Here is an 18,098-nt window from a genome sequence, read left to right as displayed (position 1 = left end):
CTGAATTGAAGACTGCATATCTATATTATTCTATTGTTGTTTTACTGCTGGTAAGTGGTTGTACTGCTCCTGCAGAGAAAGGCATTTACACAGATGTACTTGTGGTGGGTGGCGGAACTTCCGGTACTGCGGCCGGTATACAAAGTGCAAGACTTGGTGTAAAAACAATCATTGCAGAAGAAACAACATGGCTGGGTGGAATGATTTCATCAGCAGGTGTTTCTGCATTTGATGGTAACCACAATATGCCATCGGGCATTTGGGCCGAGTTCAGAGAAAAAATTTACCAAGTATATGGCGGGCCGAAAGCTGTTGAAACCGGTTGGGTAAGTAACACGCTGTTTGAACCTCATGTGGCTGATAGTATTTTCAAACAAATGGCTGCAGCAGAGAAACAACTTTCTGTGATGCAGCAATTGCGTTTTGTAAAAGCACTTACAACAGGCACAAACATTACCGGTGCTGCCTTCATCGATATAAAAACAGGAGATACGGTAACCATACATGCCAAACAGATCATCGATGCAACAGAGTTAGGTGATGTAATGGCCAGTGCTTCGGTTCCGTTTGATATGGGGATGGAGGCAGATAGTATGACCAATGAAAACGTGGGTGTACCTGCAAGCAATGATATTATTCAGGATATTACATACACTGCTATTCTCAAAGATTATGGCAGCGGTGCAGATTGTACCTTGGTAAAACCAGCGAATTATGATCCGATGGAATTTGATGGTTGCTGCAATGAGTTTTGTAGTGATCCAAAAAAAATGGCGTCGAATGTTACAGCAGCACAACTGCTTGATTATGGCAAATTACCCAATGGCAAATACATGATCAACTGGCCGGGTAAAGGAAATGATATTTACCTGAATTTGATTCCGCTTACTCATGAGCAACGTCAACAAGAGATAAAAAAGGCAAAAGAAAAAACAATCCGCTTTGTATATTTTCTGCAAACACAATTTGGATTTAAACATCTCGATTTTGCAGCAAATGAATTTCCAACAACTGATCAGTTGCCGTTGATTCCTTATCACCGTGAAGGAAGAAGAATGCAAGGTGTCGTACGGTTTAAAGTGCAACATATTGCAGAACCATTCAATCAAGCACAGGCATTGTACCGCACAGGTGTTTCGGTTGGTGATTATCCCATTGATCATCATCATCGTGAAAACAAAAATGCCCCACAGCATTTAAATTTTTATCCTGTTCCATCATACAATATCCCATTGGGAACCTTAATTCCTCAGCATCACAACGGCTTACTTGTTACAGAAAAAGGAATCAGCGTAAGCAATATTGTGAACGGCACTACACGTTTGCAACCTGTTGTATTTTTAACCGGACAGGCAGCAGGCGCATTGGCGGCCTTGAGTGTACAACAAAAAAAGCAGGCACGTGAAATTTCTGTGCGGACTGTACAGGAAGTATTGCTGAATGCGAAAGCTTATATCATGCCTTACTTTGATGTGCGGGCAGATCACAAACATTTTGCTGCGGTACAACGGATTGGCGCTACCGGAATTTTAAAAGGAAAAGGTGAGCCGTTTAAATGGGCCAACCGTACATGGTTCTATCCCGATTCTACCATTGCTGCTGCAACATTCTTCAACGATTATAAAGAATTTGCTGACGTTAAACTTACCTCAGCAACTGTAACTATTGGAGATGCTGTAACAATAGTTGCAACAACTGCCAATCAATATCCTGCACTTCAGAAAAATACAAACTGGAATTTTTCAGAAATAAACGAATTGCAACAACAGCTGGCAGCAAAATGGAGTAGCTGGGGTTTTGCAAATTTTGATCTGCAACGAACTATTACACGACTGGAACTGGCCGTGTTGCTCGATGCTGTTATCAACCCATTTCAATTGAAAGAAGTTGACCACGAGGGTCACTATAAATGATATACAATCATCACTAACAAACTAAAACTTGATTATGAAAAAGCGAATGCTCATGCTGTTGATGATTCTTTCTTCGGTTCTGTATGTTTCAGCACAGGAACTACGGGTAACAGGTACTGTTACTAACGCTACAGGTGCTGCTGCCGAAGGAGTTTCAATTACAGTGAAAGGAGGCAAACGAGGTACAGTTACCGGATCGAACGGTAGCTTCTCAATTACAGCAAACAAAGGAGATGCATTGGTTTTCTCCGGCATTGGTTACGTTGCAAAAGAAGTAACCGTTGAAGATGCTGTCGTGACTGTAACACTCGAATCAGCAGCCGGTAACTTAGGTGAAGTGGTTGTGGTAGGTTATGGTACACAACGTCGGTCGAATATTACCAGTGCTGTAGCAACAGTTAAAGGTGATCAGTTGATCAAACGTCCTATTGCTTCTACATCAATGGCTTTGCAAGGGTTTGCGCCGGGTGTGGTAATTCAGCAAGGTTCAGGTCAACCAGGAGCTGATGGTGGTGCTATTAATATCCGTGGTATTGGTTCTATTACAGGCAGCAGTAGCCCGTTGATCATTGTAGATGGAGTGGAGGGTGTAAGCTTGAATGATGTTGATCCGAATATTATTGAAAACGTATCGATCTTAAAAGATGCTGCTTCAACTGCTGTTTATGGTGTGCGTGGAACGAACGGTGTTATTCTCATCAAAACAAAAAGAGGTCAATCAGGTAAAACTTCTATTTCATACAATGGATTTGTAAGCCAGCAAACGCCTACTAATTTTCCTAATCTGTTATCGAGTGTTGATCATATGATCCTGGAGAATGAGTATAGCACAAATGCAGGTGGCCCCGTAATTCATAACGATGCAAAAATTAACACCTATCGTACAACGGCTGCAGATAATATGAATGTATTTAATACCGACTGGAAAGATCTTATTTTCCAGAACAGTGGTTTAATGCAAAACCATAACATTATCATCAACGGTGGTTCAGATAAAGCTAGCTTCCTGGTATCAGGAACATATTTAAATCAACAGGGGTTGGTAGTAAACAATAGTTTTAAGAAATATGATCTGCGTATGAATGGTGATATTAATCTTACAAGGAAGATCAAATTCACCACAGATCTGTTTTATACCAAATCAACAAGTGTGCAGCCAGGTGGAATGTCGCCCAATGAAATTATTCAGCGTGGTATATCTATGGCAAGATTATGGCCTGGAAAATTCGATAATGAGAAGTACGGTGATGCGGGTCAGTCGAACAGAGTTAACCCGGTTGGTGCAGCTGAATCTTCCGGCTATAACCATGCGGAAACTCCAACATTATCTGTAAGGTTTGGGCTGAATGCGGAAGTTTTTAAAAACTTTGTGATCGATGCATCGTACAATGCCAGAACATCTGCAACGGAAGCGTATGTAGCAAGAGGATCGTATGACGTGTACAATCCAAATCCTGCAACAAATACTTATTTATTGGCACAGGTCATTGGTGATTCTGCTCTTAATTATACTAACAGACGGAATATCACCAATCAATATAATATTTCAGGAACCTATTCTTATAACCTGAAACAAGATCATCAGTTTAAATTGCAGGGAGGTTTCCAGGCACTGGATAACAGAGTAACTGCAGTAACTGCCGGTCGTCAGGGTTTGCCTGATCCGAACCGTCCTTATTTAAACCTTGCTTCACCAACACAGCAAACATCGGGTGGCTCTGCAACTGATTATTCACTGGTTGGTTTCTTTGGAAGATTTAATTACAGTTATGCACAAAAGTATTTGTTAGAAGTAACTGGCCGATATGATGGTTCATCAAGGTTTAGCCAGATATTAAATAAACAGTGGGGCTTCTTCCCGGGTGTATCTGCAGGTTGGGTTATTTCGAGAGAGAACTTTATGCAGGATGTATCTTTTATTGATTTTGCAAAACTTCGTGTATCATATGGCGAAACAGGTAACCAGGAGGTTGGCGAAAACTATCCGTTTGTATCAACTATTAACGCAGGAACGGCCTATTATTTTAATAATGTGTTGACAGGCGGATCTTCATTAGGAAATATTCCTAACGAAGCTATTTCCTGGGAAACTTCCAAACAAAGTAATATTGGTATAGATCTTACTGTATTGAAAAACAGGTTGAATGTAACGTTTGATGTTTATCAAAAGAAAGTAGAAGATAACCTGATTGACTTCCCGATTTCACTTGCGCAGGGTTATACCAGTTCATCCACCATTCCACGAAATGCAGCATCTTTTGTAAATAATGGATGGGAGTTCTCAGCAACCTATCGTGACAAGATCGGTAAGTTCAATTACAGCATTACAGGTAATCTGTCGGATGTAAAAACAAAAACACTCGATACAAAAGGCCGTGATATTGTCAGTGGAAATCAATTAACAAGGGAAGGTTATCCGCTGTTCTCCTACTTTGTTTTTTTAACTGATGGCCTGTATCAGCAGGGAGATAATTTTGCGGTTCCTTCAAACAGCACAAGAACAACAGGTGCGGGTGACATCAAGTTTGTTGATGTAAACAAAGATGGCATCATTAACGCCAGTGACCGGGTGTTGATTGGTAACAACTTTCCACGTTACGATTATAGTTTAAATCTGAATGCAGATTACAAAGGGTTTGATCTCAATATTTTCCTTTTTGGTGTTGGTAAAAGAGATAACTACATATCGGGAGTAGCTGTGCAACCGTTCAATGCAGGCAACTGGTTTGCGTCAGGACTTGAATCTGCACTGGACAGATGGACTCCCACTAACACCGATGCAAAATATCCACGGTTGTATAGTGGTGGAAACGGAAACTATGTTTCGTCTGATTACTGGTTGCGTAACGGTGCATTTATGCGGGTTAAGCATATTACACTCGGTTATACATTAGCAAGAAATATTTCCGAGAAATTACGCATTCAGCAATTACGTGTTTATGTAAATACGGTGAATCCGTTCACATTCTCGAATTACGAACCTGGTTTCGATCCTGAAGTAAGTAATACCAATGGTTCTTTCTATCCCATTATGCGTACAACAACAGTTGGTATAAACCTGAAATTCTAATTCTGAAAAAATATTTATATGAAACATATTAAGATAAACAGAGTTGCCCTGCTTTTATTTTTTGCAGTTGCTCTTGGTTCCTGCAAAAAGTATCTCGACAGAAATCCGCTCTCGGCCAATTCACAGGCAGATTTTTATAACGATGCTGCACAGGTGCAACAGGCACTTACTGGTGTGTATAATGCTATTGGTGCACGTACTATCAGTCCCGGTTACAGCAACCCAACTTCCTATTACTCGAAATTAGATTTGTATACAGAGATTGGAATGGAACGTGGACTTTCGGGTACAATCGCTTCAGGTGCGTATGATGCAACGAATGGAACTGTAGCTGAATTATGGGGTGGTTTTTTCCAGGTTGTACAACGGGCAAATAATCTGTTGTTATACATGACAAAGGCAGAATCAGTAATGGATCCTGCAGAATACAGAAGAGTAATTGCGGAAGCGAAGGTATTACGTGCAATGGCTTACTGGCACCTTATTTCGTTATATGGAGATGTTCCTTTCTTTACAAAACCGCCATCAAATCAGCAGGAATTATTTGAGTTTACAAGAACAGATAAGAAAGTGATCATCGATTTTCTTCTTAAAGATCTTGAGTCTGCTGCAAATGATCTCGATTGGAATCCAACACAGGCAGGCAGAGTTAGTAAGGGTGTAGCAAAAGGCATCGGTGCCCGACTGGCAATGTTAGATAAGAATTATACATATGCTGCAGCCATTACCGATGATATTATTGCAAATGGTGGTTATGGATTGAATCCTGTATTTCAAAACCTGTTTCGCAAAGCCGGACAAACAGCGAATGTAAACAGGGAGATTATGTTCTATTATCCGTATGGCGATGCAGATGCAGGTTCGTTCAATTATTTAAACCTGGTACAAGGTTCACGTAACAATGGTGGTCAGTCAAGTCATTTCCCCACGCAGTTCCTTGTTGATTTGTTTGAGTGCAGAGATGGAAAGAATATTGCAGAATCACCATTATACAATCCTGCAAAACCTAATGCAAACAGAGATCCCCGCATGGCACAAACAGTGATTGTTCCCGGCGATACAGTGGTAGTGCAGGGGTTTACCAGTATTATTTTCGATTTCTACAGCCGATATATCACACGATATAATCCAACTACACAAGTGGTGGATTTTCCAACAATTGTTAACCAGGACAGCGCTAATATTTTTGGTCCACGTGTAAACGGTTTGGGAAATTTATGGCGAAAGTATTGCCAGGATCGGGATATCAATGGAACGGCCGGAAACTTTTACAAAGTTGGTTGGGTGTATATGCGCTTTGCAGAAATATTATTGATCAATGCAGAAGCACATCTTGAAAAAGGATCTCCTGCAATAACTGTGGCTACCTCTGTTAACAGAGTAAGAGCAAGAGCAGGTATGCCGAATATTGCGCCTGATGTGTTAGCAGATGCAAATAAATTAAAACAATTGGTACGCAGAGAAAAAACAGTTGAGCTTGCAAATGAAGGCTTGCATCTTGCTGATATGCGCAGATGGGATAACGGTGCTTATGCAGCCAAAGTGATGCCATTGCAAATGTATGGTGAGTCAAACTCGCCGGTTAAATTCACCGCAGGTGTTGGTTTGGAATTTATTAATCCTGCACCGGTTCCAACATTTGATCCTGTATATCTTGTACCTGTCGCATGGCCTAATGGTGATGCAACACGTTTGAAAAGAGAATTGCGTGTGTTTCGAACTCCACAACATTTATTATGCCCGATACCTTTGGGTGAAAGAGATAAAGTTCCGGCATTAACACAGAATGCCGATTGGTAGTCAGTTTTAGTTTAGGGTTGGGCGCTGCTGCAGAGCAGCGCCCTTTTTTATAACTTGATTTTTTTCGCAAAAGTAAATTCTTGTTCATGCAACAACGAAACGAAAGCCTGGATGCACTTCGTGGCTTTGCCATATTAACGATGCTGTTAAGCGGTGCAATTGCCTACGGGAATGTATTGCCTGCCTGGATGTTTCATGCACAGGTGCCGCCGCCGCTGCATAAGTTCGATCCATTGATTCCGGGTATTACATGGGTTGATCTGGTGTTTCCCTTTTTTCTGTTTAGCATGGGTGCAGCCATTCCGTTATCGTTGAAAAAACAGATTGAAGCGAAAAAAGGTTTTCTGATTGTGTTATGGATAGCGCTCAAACGCTTTTTATTGCTGGCCTTCTTTGCTTTGTTTACACAGCACATGAAAGCATGGGTTATTGCTGAACAACCAACGGCTGCTGATCATTTGCTGTCGATGCTGGCATTTGCATTATTGTTCTTACAGTTCTATAACAGTAAAAATGAAAAGTTGAAAACAGTTTTTCTTCTCATGAAATTCATTGCTTTTTCGGCCGCTGTGTTTTTGTTGTGGAAACTGCCTTTCTGGAGTGGAAAGGGCTTTGATTTTTATAAAAGTGATATCATCATTTTAGTGTTGGCAAATATGGCATTGTTCGGAACAATTATTTATTACGTGACTTCTGATAAACCACTCTTACGCATCGGCATACTGCCTTTTTTAATGGCGGTATTTCTCGCTGCAAAAGAACCGACCAATAGTTGGGCAAAAGAGTTGTTTGAATTTTCAGCAATTGGCGAATGGAAGTTCGACTGGTTATATAAATTTTATTTTCTGAAATACCTGTTCATTATCATTCCGGGAACTTTTGCGGGTGAGATATTGCTTTCGAACTTGAAGCAGAATGGGCTCAATACGAATGGAAAAACCGATACTGCTACCGAAAATGTGTTGGCTCTTGTGAGTGCTGTTTTATTAATATTAAATTTATATGGGTTGTTTACACGTACATTATTCTTAAATGTAATTGTCACAGCTTCATTTTGTATGATGGCATTTTATCTTGTACGACGTGTAGCCAACACGAATCTCTACAAGCAACTCTTGCATGCAGGAACATACCTGCTGCTGTTGGGTTTATTCTTTGATTCCTACGAAGGAGGAATTAAAAAAGACCCTTCTACCTACAGCTATTATTTTGTAACAAGCGGTCTTGCTTTTTTTAGTCTGATCACTTTTTCGGTGATGAGTAAGCGACGATTTTTTTCTTCAATCACTACCTATCTTTCTTTGAACGGAAAAAATCCAATGGTAGCTTATGTAGCAGGTAATTTATTGCTGCTGCCTTTACTGCAGCTCACACAAACAAAACAATATTGGGATGCGATGAACCATAATTTTTTTATGGGGTTGATGAAAGGCGTTTTGTTTACTGCAGTTGTATCGCTGATTACAATCTTTTTTGTGAAGCGGAACTGGTTTTGGAAAACGTAAATGAAAACGGTTCATTAATCATTTACGAACAGTTCAAGTATACCACCATCCATTAGCTGCCGATGTGTAATTGAGCGAACAGGGATTATCTTTCCATTCAGGTTTACTTTTGCAATAGCACTTTCTTTTTTATCTGACGTACGAATGACCTTAATCTGTAATTCGTTTTGATTAGGTAACTGAATGGTTGCGTTGTTGATGAGCGGATAACCAAACATGTATTCGCCGCTTGCAGGATTCATAGGGTACATGCCAAGACATGTCCAGATATACCATGCACTCATTTGTCCGCAATCATCATTGCCAATTAAACCATCAGGTTCGGTTTTATACATACTGTCCGCAACAACTTTGATCCATTTTGCTGCTTTCGCCGGTTGTCCCAATGCTGTGTACATATAAATGATATGATGGCTTGGCTCATTACCATGTGCATATTGACCGATCAAGCCGGTAACATCAGCCGAAGTGTTTTCTCCATGTAATTCCGATGGAGCAGTAAACAACTGATCCAATTTTGCAATAAGTTTTTCTTTGCCACCAAACAGTTGTGCAAAACCACTTACATCATGTGGTACAAAAAAACTATGTTGCCATGCAGTTCCTTCAATATACTGTCCTTCAAAACCATGTTCGCTTAGCAATGGATCGAATGGTTCAACAAATTTTCCCTTACTGTCTTTGCTGCGCATAAAACCGGTTTGTGCATCAAATAGTTTTTTATAACTCATGGCACGTTGCATAAAAAGATTGTAATCATCCATTTTGCCAAGCTTCTTTGCTACTTGTGCAATACACCAATCATCGAACGCATATTCCAATGTAATGGTTACACTCCAGCCATGCTTATCCTGTGGTAAGTAACCGTATTGAATATATTCCGGCGTTCCTCGTTGGTTTTGAAAAGCACTTTTGCGCATAGCTTCGTAAGCCAGGTTGTAATCAAATCCTTTGATGTCTTTCAATATCGCATCTGCAATAATGGGCACGCTATGGTAACCGGTCATCGTATTCGCTTCCCATGTGCTGAGATCCCACACAGGTAACAAACCGTTATCTTCATACAACTGCAGCATGCTGTTGATCATGTCGGGCAAGCGTTCCTGTTGCGTAATGGTGAACAACGGATTTAATGCACGAAACACATCCCATTGTGAAAAAACAGTGTACTTGTTTTTGCCTTTTGTGAATTTCAGTTGTTTGTTATCGTGTGTTTGATAGGCACCATCGGCATCGCTATGCACAACAGGCGCCATACAGGTACGGTAAAGCGATGTATAAAACTTTGTTGCCAATTCTTTATCATCGGTATTGATGCGGATCTTCTGTAATTCGTTTTCCCACAAATTATTGGCAGCCACACTTACTTCGTCAAATGTTTGAGCAGTTGCCTTCTTTAATTCAGCCAACGCTTTTTCTGTGCTTACTGAACTGATGGATACTTTTACCAATAAAGGATCAGCCGTTGCAAATTGCAAAGCCAGTTTCACCAGCCTGCCTTCAGCTGTTTGATTGTTTCTTGTTGAATCATCAATAAATAAATGCTGTTTGACAGTTGATGAGAAAGTTGCAGCGAAATATACTTTTTGTCCTTTGGCCCATCCAGTACTGTAACGATAGCCAGTTATGGTAGAATCGTTCAGCAGTTGCAACATACCGGCAGTACTTTCATCCCAGTTAATACGGAAGCCCATATCAAACCGCAGCCAACCTTCTTTACCCGGGAATGTATAGCGATGAAAACCTGTACGTTCTGTTGCAGTTAATTCTGCATTGATGCCATTATCCAATTTCACACGGTAGTAACCCGGCTTTGCCGATTCGTTTGTATGCGAAAATGGTAGTTTGATTTTTTCGTTTCTGATGACTGTTGTATCGGTTAATGGTAATACCGAAATATCGCACCAATCGCCAATACCTGTGCCACTTAAATGTGTATGACTGAACCCGGCAATGGTCTTGCTGCTGTAATGATAGCCTGCACACCAATCCCAACCTTCATCGCCGTTATCAGGACTTAGCTGAACCATGCCAAATGGAACTGTTGCTCCCGGGTACACATGCCCATGCCCACCTGTACCGAGAAACGGATCAACAAAAGATGTGAGTTCTGGTGAGGGTTGATTACATGATAATCCAAGCAAAGCAATTGCAACTGATAAATATCTCATTCAGAAATATTGAACTAAGTGATGAAACAATGAAGCGAAAATTGATTATTTAATATACGGATACTGTAGCTGAAACCAACTGATCTGGTCTTTGATGCCTTCATAAAAGAAAAAGCATTCGCCTTTAAAACCATTGTTACGGTTTGTCTGGATCATTTGATTTAACAGCGAAACGGAAGTTACATTGTTGCCAACTTTTAATAGCACACCGGGATAAAAAGCTACTGCCGGATTTTTATAATAGCCTTTCTGTTGTGCAATGGTTGCATTGTAAGCAGCAATATCGTAGCGGTAACATTGTGGCAAAACAGCATCAACCCAACCACTGTCCACCCATGTTGGCCAGTCCTGTAAATACTCATCTCTTCCCCACGGATACGGACTGGGAGACATGGTGAGCATGATATTCGGTTTTACAGCTTTCACTTCATTGCGCAGCCGTTTCATGAATGCATTTAATTTCTTTGTTCTCCATTCCAACCAATATGCTTCTCTGTAATTTGCAGGCGGATCAAATCCGTTTTCTGTTTTAAACATGTTAACGGTATATGCATCGTAACCGCCGGTTGATGGAAGCGCAGGCAAACGGTCATCGCCTTGCAAACCATCTACTTCATATTTTGTTGCTACTTCTTTGAACAGGCTGATCATAAAATCCTGTACTTCCGGATCAAACGCATTCAGCCAATCGAAACCATTTTTCATCAGCAGCTTTCCATCAATATCTCGGCCAGCCCAATTAGGTTTTGCTGCAAGTATATCGCCGCCGTTTGCAGAATAGGATGATGAAAATCCATATTCAAACCAGGCGTGCACTTTAATGCCTTCGAGCTTTGCTTCTTCAATCATTTCTTTTAACGGATCTCTGCCGGCAAAGCGTTCCATAATGGGTTTGCCGATGAGATTGTTCATCACCGTGCTTGGATAAATGGTACGTCCATTATTATAAGTAACAATGAAAATGTTGTTGATTCCTGCTTTCTTACAGTTCTGTACAGTTAACTTAATATTGTCTCTTGAATCGAGTGCAGTACTTGCTACATTCGTTACCCAAACACCACGCAGGGCATTAGGGTCCCAAACGGGTGGCTGCGGGTTAACCGGTGTGCCGGGATTGGTAGGTGTATTACCCGTTGTTCCTTTCTTTGAACAGGCCGGAAGAAAAGTTGCTAAAACCACACATGAAAAAATGTGTACCAGAAACCGCAATCGTAACGAAGCCGCAAGCATGAAAAATTATTTTGAGTTTATTTGTCGAACTTAATTAAAAATTATTATAAATTCACAAAAAGTTTTTAAAATATTTTATTTAAGTCTGTTTTACAGGCAGGCTCTGCTTAAACCAACCGATTGTGCCGCAACAAACAACCACACCACGCCACCCCGCCACATGGATACCAACCACTTGGTTTGCAATGGGTTTACCTTTTGTTGCGTTGGCGACTGCTACTTCCATCATGTACAAGAATATGGGCATTTCTGATGGCAAGATCGCTTTCTGGACCTCGCTCATCATGCTGCCATGGACCATCAAGCCGCTCTGGGGGCCTTTCCTTGAGATGTTTAAAACAAAGAAGTTTTTTGTGTATTCAACGCAGATCATCACCGGTGCGTTGTTTGGTCTCGCTGCTTTATCATTACATGCCGATTATTTTTTCAGTATTTCAATCACTGTTTTTTTCATCATCGCCATCAGCGGATCAACGCATGATACGGCTGCAGATGGTGTGTACTTAAATGAGCTAACACCAAAAGTACAGGCACAGTATGTTGGCTGGCAAGGTGCGTTCTATAATATTGCCAAAGTATTTTCCGGTGGCTTATTGGTTTACCTCGCAGGAGAATTAGAAAAGTCAAATGGTGTTGTGAATGCATGGACGGTGGTATTGCTGATGTATGGCGTGGTGATGATTCTCTTAGGCATTTACAACAGAGCGATGTTGCCGCAGGGAGGCAAGTCGGCCGAAGTGCATTCCGTAAAAGAAGGGTTTGCTACGTTGAAAGATGTGATCATTACATTCTTTCAAAAGAAAAATATCTGGTACAGCTTATGTTTTATTGTGCTGTATCGTTTTGCCGAAGGACAGGCTATTAAGATCACACCATTATTTTTTAAAGCAGCACGTGCCGATGGCGGACTAGGATTATCAACATCGCAGGTGGGTGTACTATATGGTGTGTTTGGTGCCATTGCATTTGTATTAGGTTCCATTGCGGCCGGTTATTTTGTATCGAACAAAGGATTAACACGCCGCACATTGCTGATCCTTTGCGCCTTTTTTAATATACCGTTTGTGGCTTATGCCTATCTCGCCATAGCACTACCTGTGAATGTGTACATCATTGGTTCGGCTGTTGCAATTGAATATTTTGGATATGGTTTTGGTTTTGTTGGATTGATCTTATTCATCATGCAACAGATTGCTCCCGGCAAATACAAAATGGCGCATTATGCATTTGGAAGTGGCTTGATGAGTCTTGGTTTTTTATTGCCTTCAATGGTGAGTGGTTATGTAAGCGATTGGCTGGGCTACAAAGAATTTTTCATTTGGGTATTAGTCTCAACCATACCGGCTTTTCTTGTTACATGGCTGGTGCCGTTGCAGGAATTTGAAGAGGAAACGGAAGCAGAACAAGTGACAACTTAATTACAAGATGATGCTCAAACGAAGTTTATGGATGCTGTTGTTTGTTGTATGTTTTCAATTATTGAAAGCACAGGCAGCTTATGATTCATCTTTCCGGTTTTATTATTACGATCAAAAGCTGAGTATGTTTGAACAGATGCCTACACCAAAAAAAGCGATTGTGTGGTTAGGTGACAGTATTACGGATGGTGGTGAATGGAGCGAATTATTTCCGGAATACAATACAATGAACCGTGGCATCAGCTCCGATAATACGTTTGGTGTGCTGAACAGATTGTATGAAGTAGTAAAGCGGAAACCCCGGAAGATCTTTTTGCTGATTGGTATTAATGATATTGCAAGAGGAGTTCCTGATGAAGTGATTCTTCGTAATTACCGGAAGATCGTTGACAGTATTCAACAGCAATCGCCTTTCACCAAACTTTACATACAAAGTTTATTACCCACTAATAACAGTTTTACACAGTTTAAAAATCATCAGAATAAAACAGAACATGTGTTGAACGTGAATGAAGGATTGAAAAAGCTTTGTGTTGAAAAGAAGATAACCTACATCAATCTGTACGATGCATTTTTAAATACGGATGGTAAACTCAATGAAAGATTTACCAACGATGGCTTGCATTTAACAGGTGAAGGATATCGTCATTGGAAACAATTTTTGATCAACGGAAAATATCTCAAGTAAGATGCTTATAACAGGAACATTTATCGACGAGATCAGCCATGATATTCCCCACCAAAACTGGGGTGCTGCCGAATGGGAGAAAGATTTTCAGCACATGAAAGCAGCGGGTATTGATACCGTAATTCTCATTCGCAGCGGTTACCGTCGTTTTCTTACGTATCCGTCAAGTTATCTGATCCGGAAACACGGTTGCTTTGCGCCACCTGTTGATCTGGTGGAATTGTATTTATCCTTAGCGGATAAATACAGCATGCAATTCTATTTTGGTTTGTACGACAGCGGCATTTATTGGGATACCGGTGATCTTACGCATGAAATTGACGATAACAAATTTGTGATCGATGAAGTTTGGAAGAAGTATGGCCATCATCCGTCGTTTAAAGGTTGGTACTTAAGTATGGAGATCAGCCGTAAAACAAAAGGCGCAACAGAAGCATTCCGCACATTGGGTTTGCAATGCAAACAGGTAAGTGGCGGATTGCCAACATTTATTTCTCCCTGGATCGATGGCAAGAAAGCAGTGATGGCAGCTAGTAGTTCCATTACAAGAGAAGATGCTGTTTCGTTGGAAGAACATGAAAAGGAGTGGAATGAAATTTTAGATGGTATCAATGGTGCCGTTGATGCAGTGGCTTTTCAAGATGGGCATATTGATTACAGTGAGCTGGAAGATTTTTTTCGCATCAATAAAAAATTAGCCGAGAAACATGGCATGCAATGCTGGACCAATGCTGAAACATTTGATCGTGATATGCCCGTTAAGTTTCTACCGATCAAGTTTGAAAAACTGAAATTGAAATTAGATGCAGCTCGGCGAGCAGGATATGATAAAGCCATCACATTTGAATTTTCGCATTTTATGAGCCCGCAATCGGCTTATATCCAGGCGCATCATTTATACAATCGTTATTTAGAATACAAGGCAACTTTTTAACTCATCTGCAGTCGGTCATCCTCAAGTCCTGAGCGTGTGGAATGATGAGGTGACCGACAGGCTATCATCAAACAACAAACAAATGAAGCAGATTACTTTTTTACTTTTTACGTTTTACTTTCTCACAGCCTGCGCACAAAAAAAATCAGAAGAACCCATTCGTGGTACATGGATCACCAACGTGGCAAGCCAGGCTTTGTCATCAAGAGAAAAAGTAAAAGAAACCGTAGCACTCTGTAAGCAAAATGGCCTCAATCATATTTTCGTTGTTGTTTGGAACAGAGGTATGACGATGTATCCCAGTGATGTCGTGAATGAATACATCGGCATTAAACAGGATCCAAAATTTAATGGTCGTGACCCTATTAAGGAAATGATCGAAGAAGGACATAAAGCAGGATTAAAAGTGCATGCGTGGTTTGAATTTGGATTTTCATATTCGTATAAAGACAGTACAGCACTATGGTTACAAAAATATCCGGAATGGGCAGGTAGAGACAGTAAAGGAAACCTGCTGCAAAAAAACGGATTCTATTGGTGGAGTGCTATTAATCCGGAAGTGCAACAGTTCATGCGAAAGTTGGTAGCGGAGTTTGTAACGAATTATGATGTGGATGGTATACAGGGAGATGATCGTATGCCTGCCATGCCCGGCGAAGGTGGATACGATGCAGCTACATTAAAATTGTATGCTGCACAACACAATGGTGCCGCACCACCTGCTGATGCAAAAGAAGAAAAATGGCTGCAGTGGAAAGCCGATCAGTTGAGTTTGTTTGGCAAAACATTATATGAAGATGTAAAGAAGATCAAGTCAAACTGTTTGGTTACATGGGCACCAAGTATTTATCCATGGAGTAAAGAACAATATTTGCAGGATTGGCCCAAGTGGTTAAAAGAAGGCTATGCCGATTATATTATTCCGCAACTCTACCGTTACAAACTCGATGCATATGAAAATGTACTGAAAGAATTAGATACACAGGTGCCAGCTGAATTAAAGCACCGGGTTTTTCCGGGCATCCTTACATCATTGGGCGATGGATATCAATCAACCCGTGAGTTAACCGATCAAATGATTGAATTAAACCGGAAACACGGTTACAATGGCGAAGTGTTTTTTTACTTCGAAACATTGAATCGATTGAAAGGCTCTTTTTATTCAACCAAAAAATAGTTGATGATGATGCATTTGAAAACAACAGCGTTACTGCTGTTAACTGTTCTTGTTATTTCTTGTTCAAAGAAATCAAGTCCGGGTGGTAATACAGGCGGACCTATGAATCCGCCGGTAGTTGTGCCGGTCACTCCATTGATCAGTTTGCCACAAGGATGGAAACTATCAACAACACTCGGTTCCAATTTTTCAACTGGCATCCAGGTGTTTACATTTGATAGTTTATACAGTGGTAAAAAAGTAAAAGCGTTTTGTGTTGCATACGACAGTAAGAATACACAATTCGAATTCAAACCTGTAATGTCGGCTACAGCAAAAAAGCCAAGTGAATTTTATACACAGGAAACAGGTATTGTGTATGCCTGTATCAACGGTGGATTTTTTGGAAGCAATCAATCTTACAGTTTGGTAAAGTACAACAATACCGTTTCATCGGCCAACATCAAAGTATTGAACCGCACATACAACGGAGTGTCTACTCCTTATTATCCAACACGTGCTGCCTTTGGTGTTACAGCTGCAGGTACACCATCTGTTGCATGGGTATATAGTATCGGAACAGGCAACAATAATGTGTACAGTTACCCAACAGTAAGTCCTAATGCAGAGGGTTCAGCACCACAGCCTGTCCCTGATGAAAATTTTCCAACAGGAGGAACTTCATGGAATACAGTTAGTGCAATTGGTGGTTCACCTATGTTGTTGAAAGCAGGGAATATAACCATCACCGATGTGCAGGAACTCATCAGTATCAACAATGCAACTTCACGCCCACGCTCTGCTATTGGTTATAATGCAAATGGCATTGTTTTAGTCCTTGCAATTGAAGGCGATAATACAGCAGGAGGTTATGCCGGTTTAAATCTGAACGAGCTGGCGAATCTGTTAAAAGATCTCAGTTGTACAGATGCTGTAAATTTGGATGGTGGCGGCTCCACTTCACTGGTAATCGGTAACCAGCTTACTGTACGTCCCGGCGATGGAACGGAACGTCCCGTAATTAGTGCCGTGTTGATCAAGCGCAAATAAAAATGAAGCAAATTGTTTTTGTTGTGAGTTTATGTTGTTGCCAATTTGTGTTTGCACAAATGGCAAGCACAGGTTTCTTTTTTGCATCAAAGCAATGTCGAGATTCAGTTGCATTACAACTGCAACAACAAGTTGAACGAACGGTACAGCTTCCGTTGAACAATGATACTTATGATAACTGGATGGGCGCATATTGGGCAATGGAGTTGATGTTGTACAAGCCTACCGGTTATACATCCATTATTCCAAAACAGATCAGCGAATTGCCAAACTTTGGTCCGGGTTTTCAACGTTCTTTTTTTGAAATGCTGTACACACTTTATCCCGGTGAGTTTAGTGAAGAAGTAAAACTTATCTGGCAAAAACTTCGCTCCGATAAAGTAAAAGCAATGGCGCTGGAATACCTTGCTGCATCAAACGTGTTGGTGGATGTACATGCAGACGACGCATTTATAAAGTCAGTTTATTTTCCGGCTTACAACTATGTGCGAAATAAATCATCGCAATCACTTCCTGCAAAGAGTTTGTTTCTGGACACTTCTTTTCTCAAAGGACAAACGGTGTTGTGCAGCTTTCAATCAACCGACCGAAATAAACCCGGCTACCTGATGATCCGCACAGCAGATGGCCGTTGGCTTGCGGATGAAAGTGGAAAAGAAATTCGTTTTCCGCAATTGGCACGTGCCGTTAATAATCTTCCGTTTTATTTAACCAATGGCAATACGCCACAAGGGTTGTATCGTATCAACGGATTTGATACATCGGATAATAACTGGATCGGACCAACCACCAATCTGCAAATGTGTTTACCATTTGAAAAAGCAAAGCTGCCTTTTTTTGTGAATGACACAACGTATCAAACGGTTTACGAAAAATTATTAGGCACAACCTTAAATCAATACAAATCGTTGTGGGAAAGTTTCACAGCAGGCAAGCTCGGTCGTACAGAAATTATTGCACACGGTACAACCATCGATCCTGAATTTTATAAAAGTAAATCCTATTATCCCAATACACCCTCGTTAGGTTGTTTATGCAGTCCCGAATTATGGAATGAAAATGGTGAACGCATCTACAGCTCACAAGCTGAATGGATTGCAGTGCTGATGCAGTTAAAACAACCACCACATTATTTAATTGTTGCAGAAGTAAATGATCTCTGA

Annotated in this window: 12 protein-coding genes; 10 read left to right on the top strand and 2 right to left on the bottom strand. The window is 40.8% G+C overall.

All coding sequences use genetic code 11. The features are described 5' to 3' along the window. Positions 1–5: 5 nt before the first annotated feature. The 4 genes from VK159_RS15890 to VK159_RS15875 all read left to right on the top strand — a co-directional run bounded on the left by VK159_RS15890 (position 6) and on the right by VK159_RS15875 (position 8,288). Complete coding sequence (locus tag VK159_RS15890; RefSeq protein WP_324231146.1) at positions 6–1,913, top strand: FAD-dependent oxidoreductase; 1,908 nt, start codon at positions 6–8, stop codon at positions 1,911–1,913. A gap of 34 nt (positions 1,914–1,947) precedes the next feature. Beyond that, positions 1,948–4,983 (top strand): TonB-dependent receptor, encoded by a 3,036-nt coding sequence (locus VK159_RS15885; protein WP_324231145.1) that lies wholly within the window; start codon positions 1,948–1,950, stop codon positions 4,981–4,983. Positions 4,984–5,001: 18 nt separating this feature from the next. Next, positions 5,002–6,783: a RagB/SusD family nutrient uptake outer membrane protein gene (locus VK159_RS15880; RefSeq protein ID WP_324231144.1), complete on the top strand. Its 1,782-nt coding sequence runs from the start codon at positions 5,002–5,004 to the stop codon at positions 6,781–6,783. An 86-nt stretch (positions 6,784–6,869) separates the two neighbouring features. Next, a complete protein-coding gene (locus VK159_RS15875) occupies positions 6,870–8,288 on the top strand; it encodes a DUF5009 domain-containing protein (RefSeq protein ID WP_324231143.1) in 1,419 nt (472 codons plus the stop codon). 14 nt (positions 8,289–8,302) lie between these two features. Here VK159_RS15875 and VK159_RS15870 read toward each other — a convergent pair whose 3' ends face one another. After that, positions 8,303–10,459: a GH92 family glycosyl hydrolase gene (locus tag VK159_RS15870; RefSeq protein ID WP_324231142.1), complete on the bottom strand. Its 2,157-nt coding sequence runs from the start codon at positions 10,457–10,459 to the stop codon at positions 8,303–8,305. A 45-nt stretch (positions 10,460–10,504) separates the two neighbouring features. Next, positions 10,505–11,638 carry a glycoside hydrolase family 10 protein gene (locus VK159_RS15865; RefSeq protein WP_324231141.1) on the bottom strand — a complete coding sequence of 378 codons (1,134 nt, stop codon included), beginning with the start codon at positions 11,636–11,638 and terminating at the stop codon, positions 10,505–10,507. A gap of 173 nt (positions 11,639–11,811) precedes the next feature. On the opposite strand from VK159_RS15865, the gene VK159_RS15860 reads away from it, so the two are divergent. The 6 genes from VK159_RS15860 (at position 11,812) to VK159_RS15835 (ending at position 18,098) form a co-directional block, all read left to right on the top strand. Then, the gene (locus VK159_RS15860) at positions 11,812–13,107 is read left to right on the top strand and encodes an MFS transporter (protein WP_324231140.1); all 1,296 of its coding nucleotides are present in this window, start codon (positions 11,812–11,814) and stop codon (positions 13,105–13,107) included. Positions 13,108–13,114: 7 nt separating this feature from the next. Further along, positions 13,115–13,795, top strand: a complete 681-nt coding sequence (locus VK159_RS15855) for a GDSL-type esterase/lipase family protein (RefSeq protein WP_324231139.1) — start codon at positions 13,115–13,117, stop codon at positions 13,793–13,795. Between the two features lies 1 nt (position 13,796). Beyond that, positions 13,797–14,729, top strand: a complete 933-nt coding sequence (locus tag VK159_RS15850; RefSeq protein WP_324231138.1) for a DUF4434 domain-containing protein — start codon at positions 13,797–13,799, stop codon at positions 14,727–14,729. 82 nt (positions 14,730–14,811) lie between these two features. Then, the gene (locus tag VK159_RS15845) at positions 14,812–15,906 is read left to right on the top strand and encodes a glycoside hydrolase family 10 protein (RefSeq protein WP_324231137.1); all 1,095 of its coding nucleotides are present in this window, start codon (positions 14,812–14,814) and stop codon (positions 15,904–15,906) included. 6 nt (positions 15,907–15,912) lie between these two features. Then, positions 15,913–16,935: a phosphodiester glycosidase family protein gene (locus VK159_RS15840; RefSeq protein ID WP_324231136.1), complete on the top strand. Its 1,023-nt coding sequence runs from the start codon at positions 15,913–15,915 to the stop codon at positions 16,933–16,935. Between the two features lie 2 nt (positions 16,936–16,937). Further along, on the top strand, positions 16,938–18,098 hold the full coding sequence (locus tag VK159_RS15835; RefSeq protein WP_324231135.1) for a hypothetical protein: 1,161 nt from the start codon (positions 16,938–16,940) through the stop codon (positions 18,096–18,098).

The sequence above is a fragment of the Lacibacter sp. genome (assembly GCF_035299325.1).
In the GTDB taxonomy this organism is placed as follows: domain Bacteria; phylum Bacteroidota; class Bacteroidia; order Chitinophagales; family Chitinophagaceae; genus Lacibacter.
The sequence above is the reverse complement of the archived record's forward strand: the minus strand, read 5'-3'. Positions and strand labels throughout refer to the sequence as shown.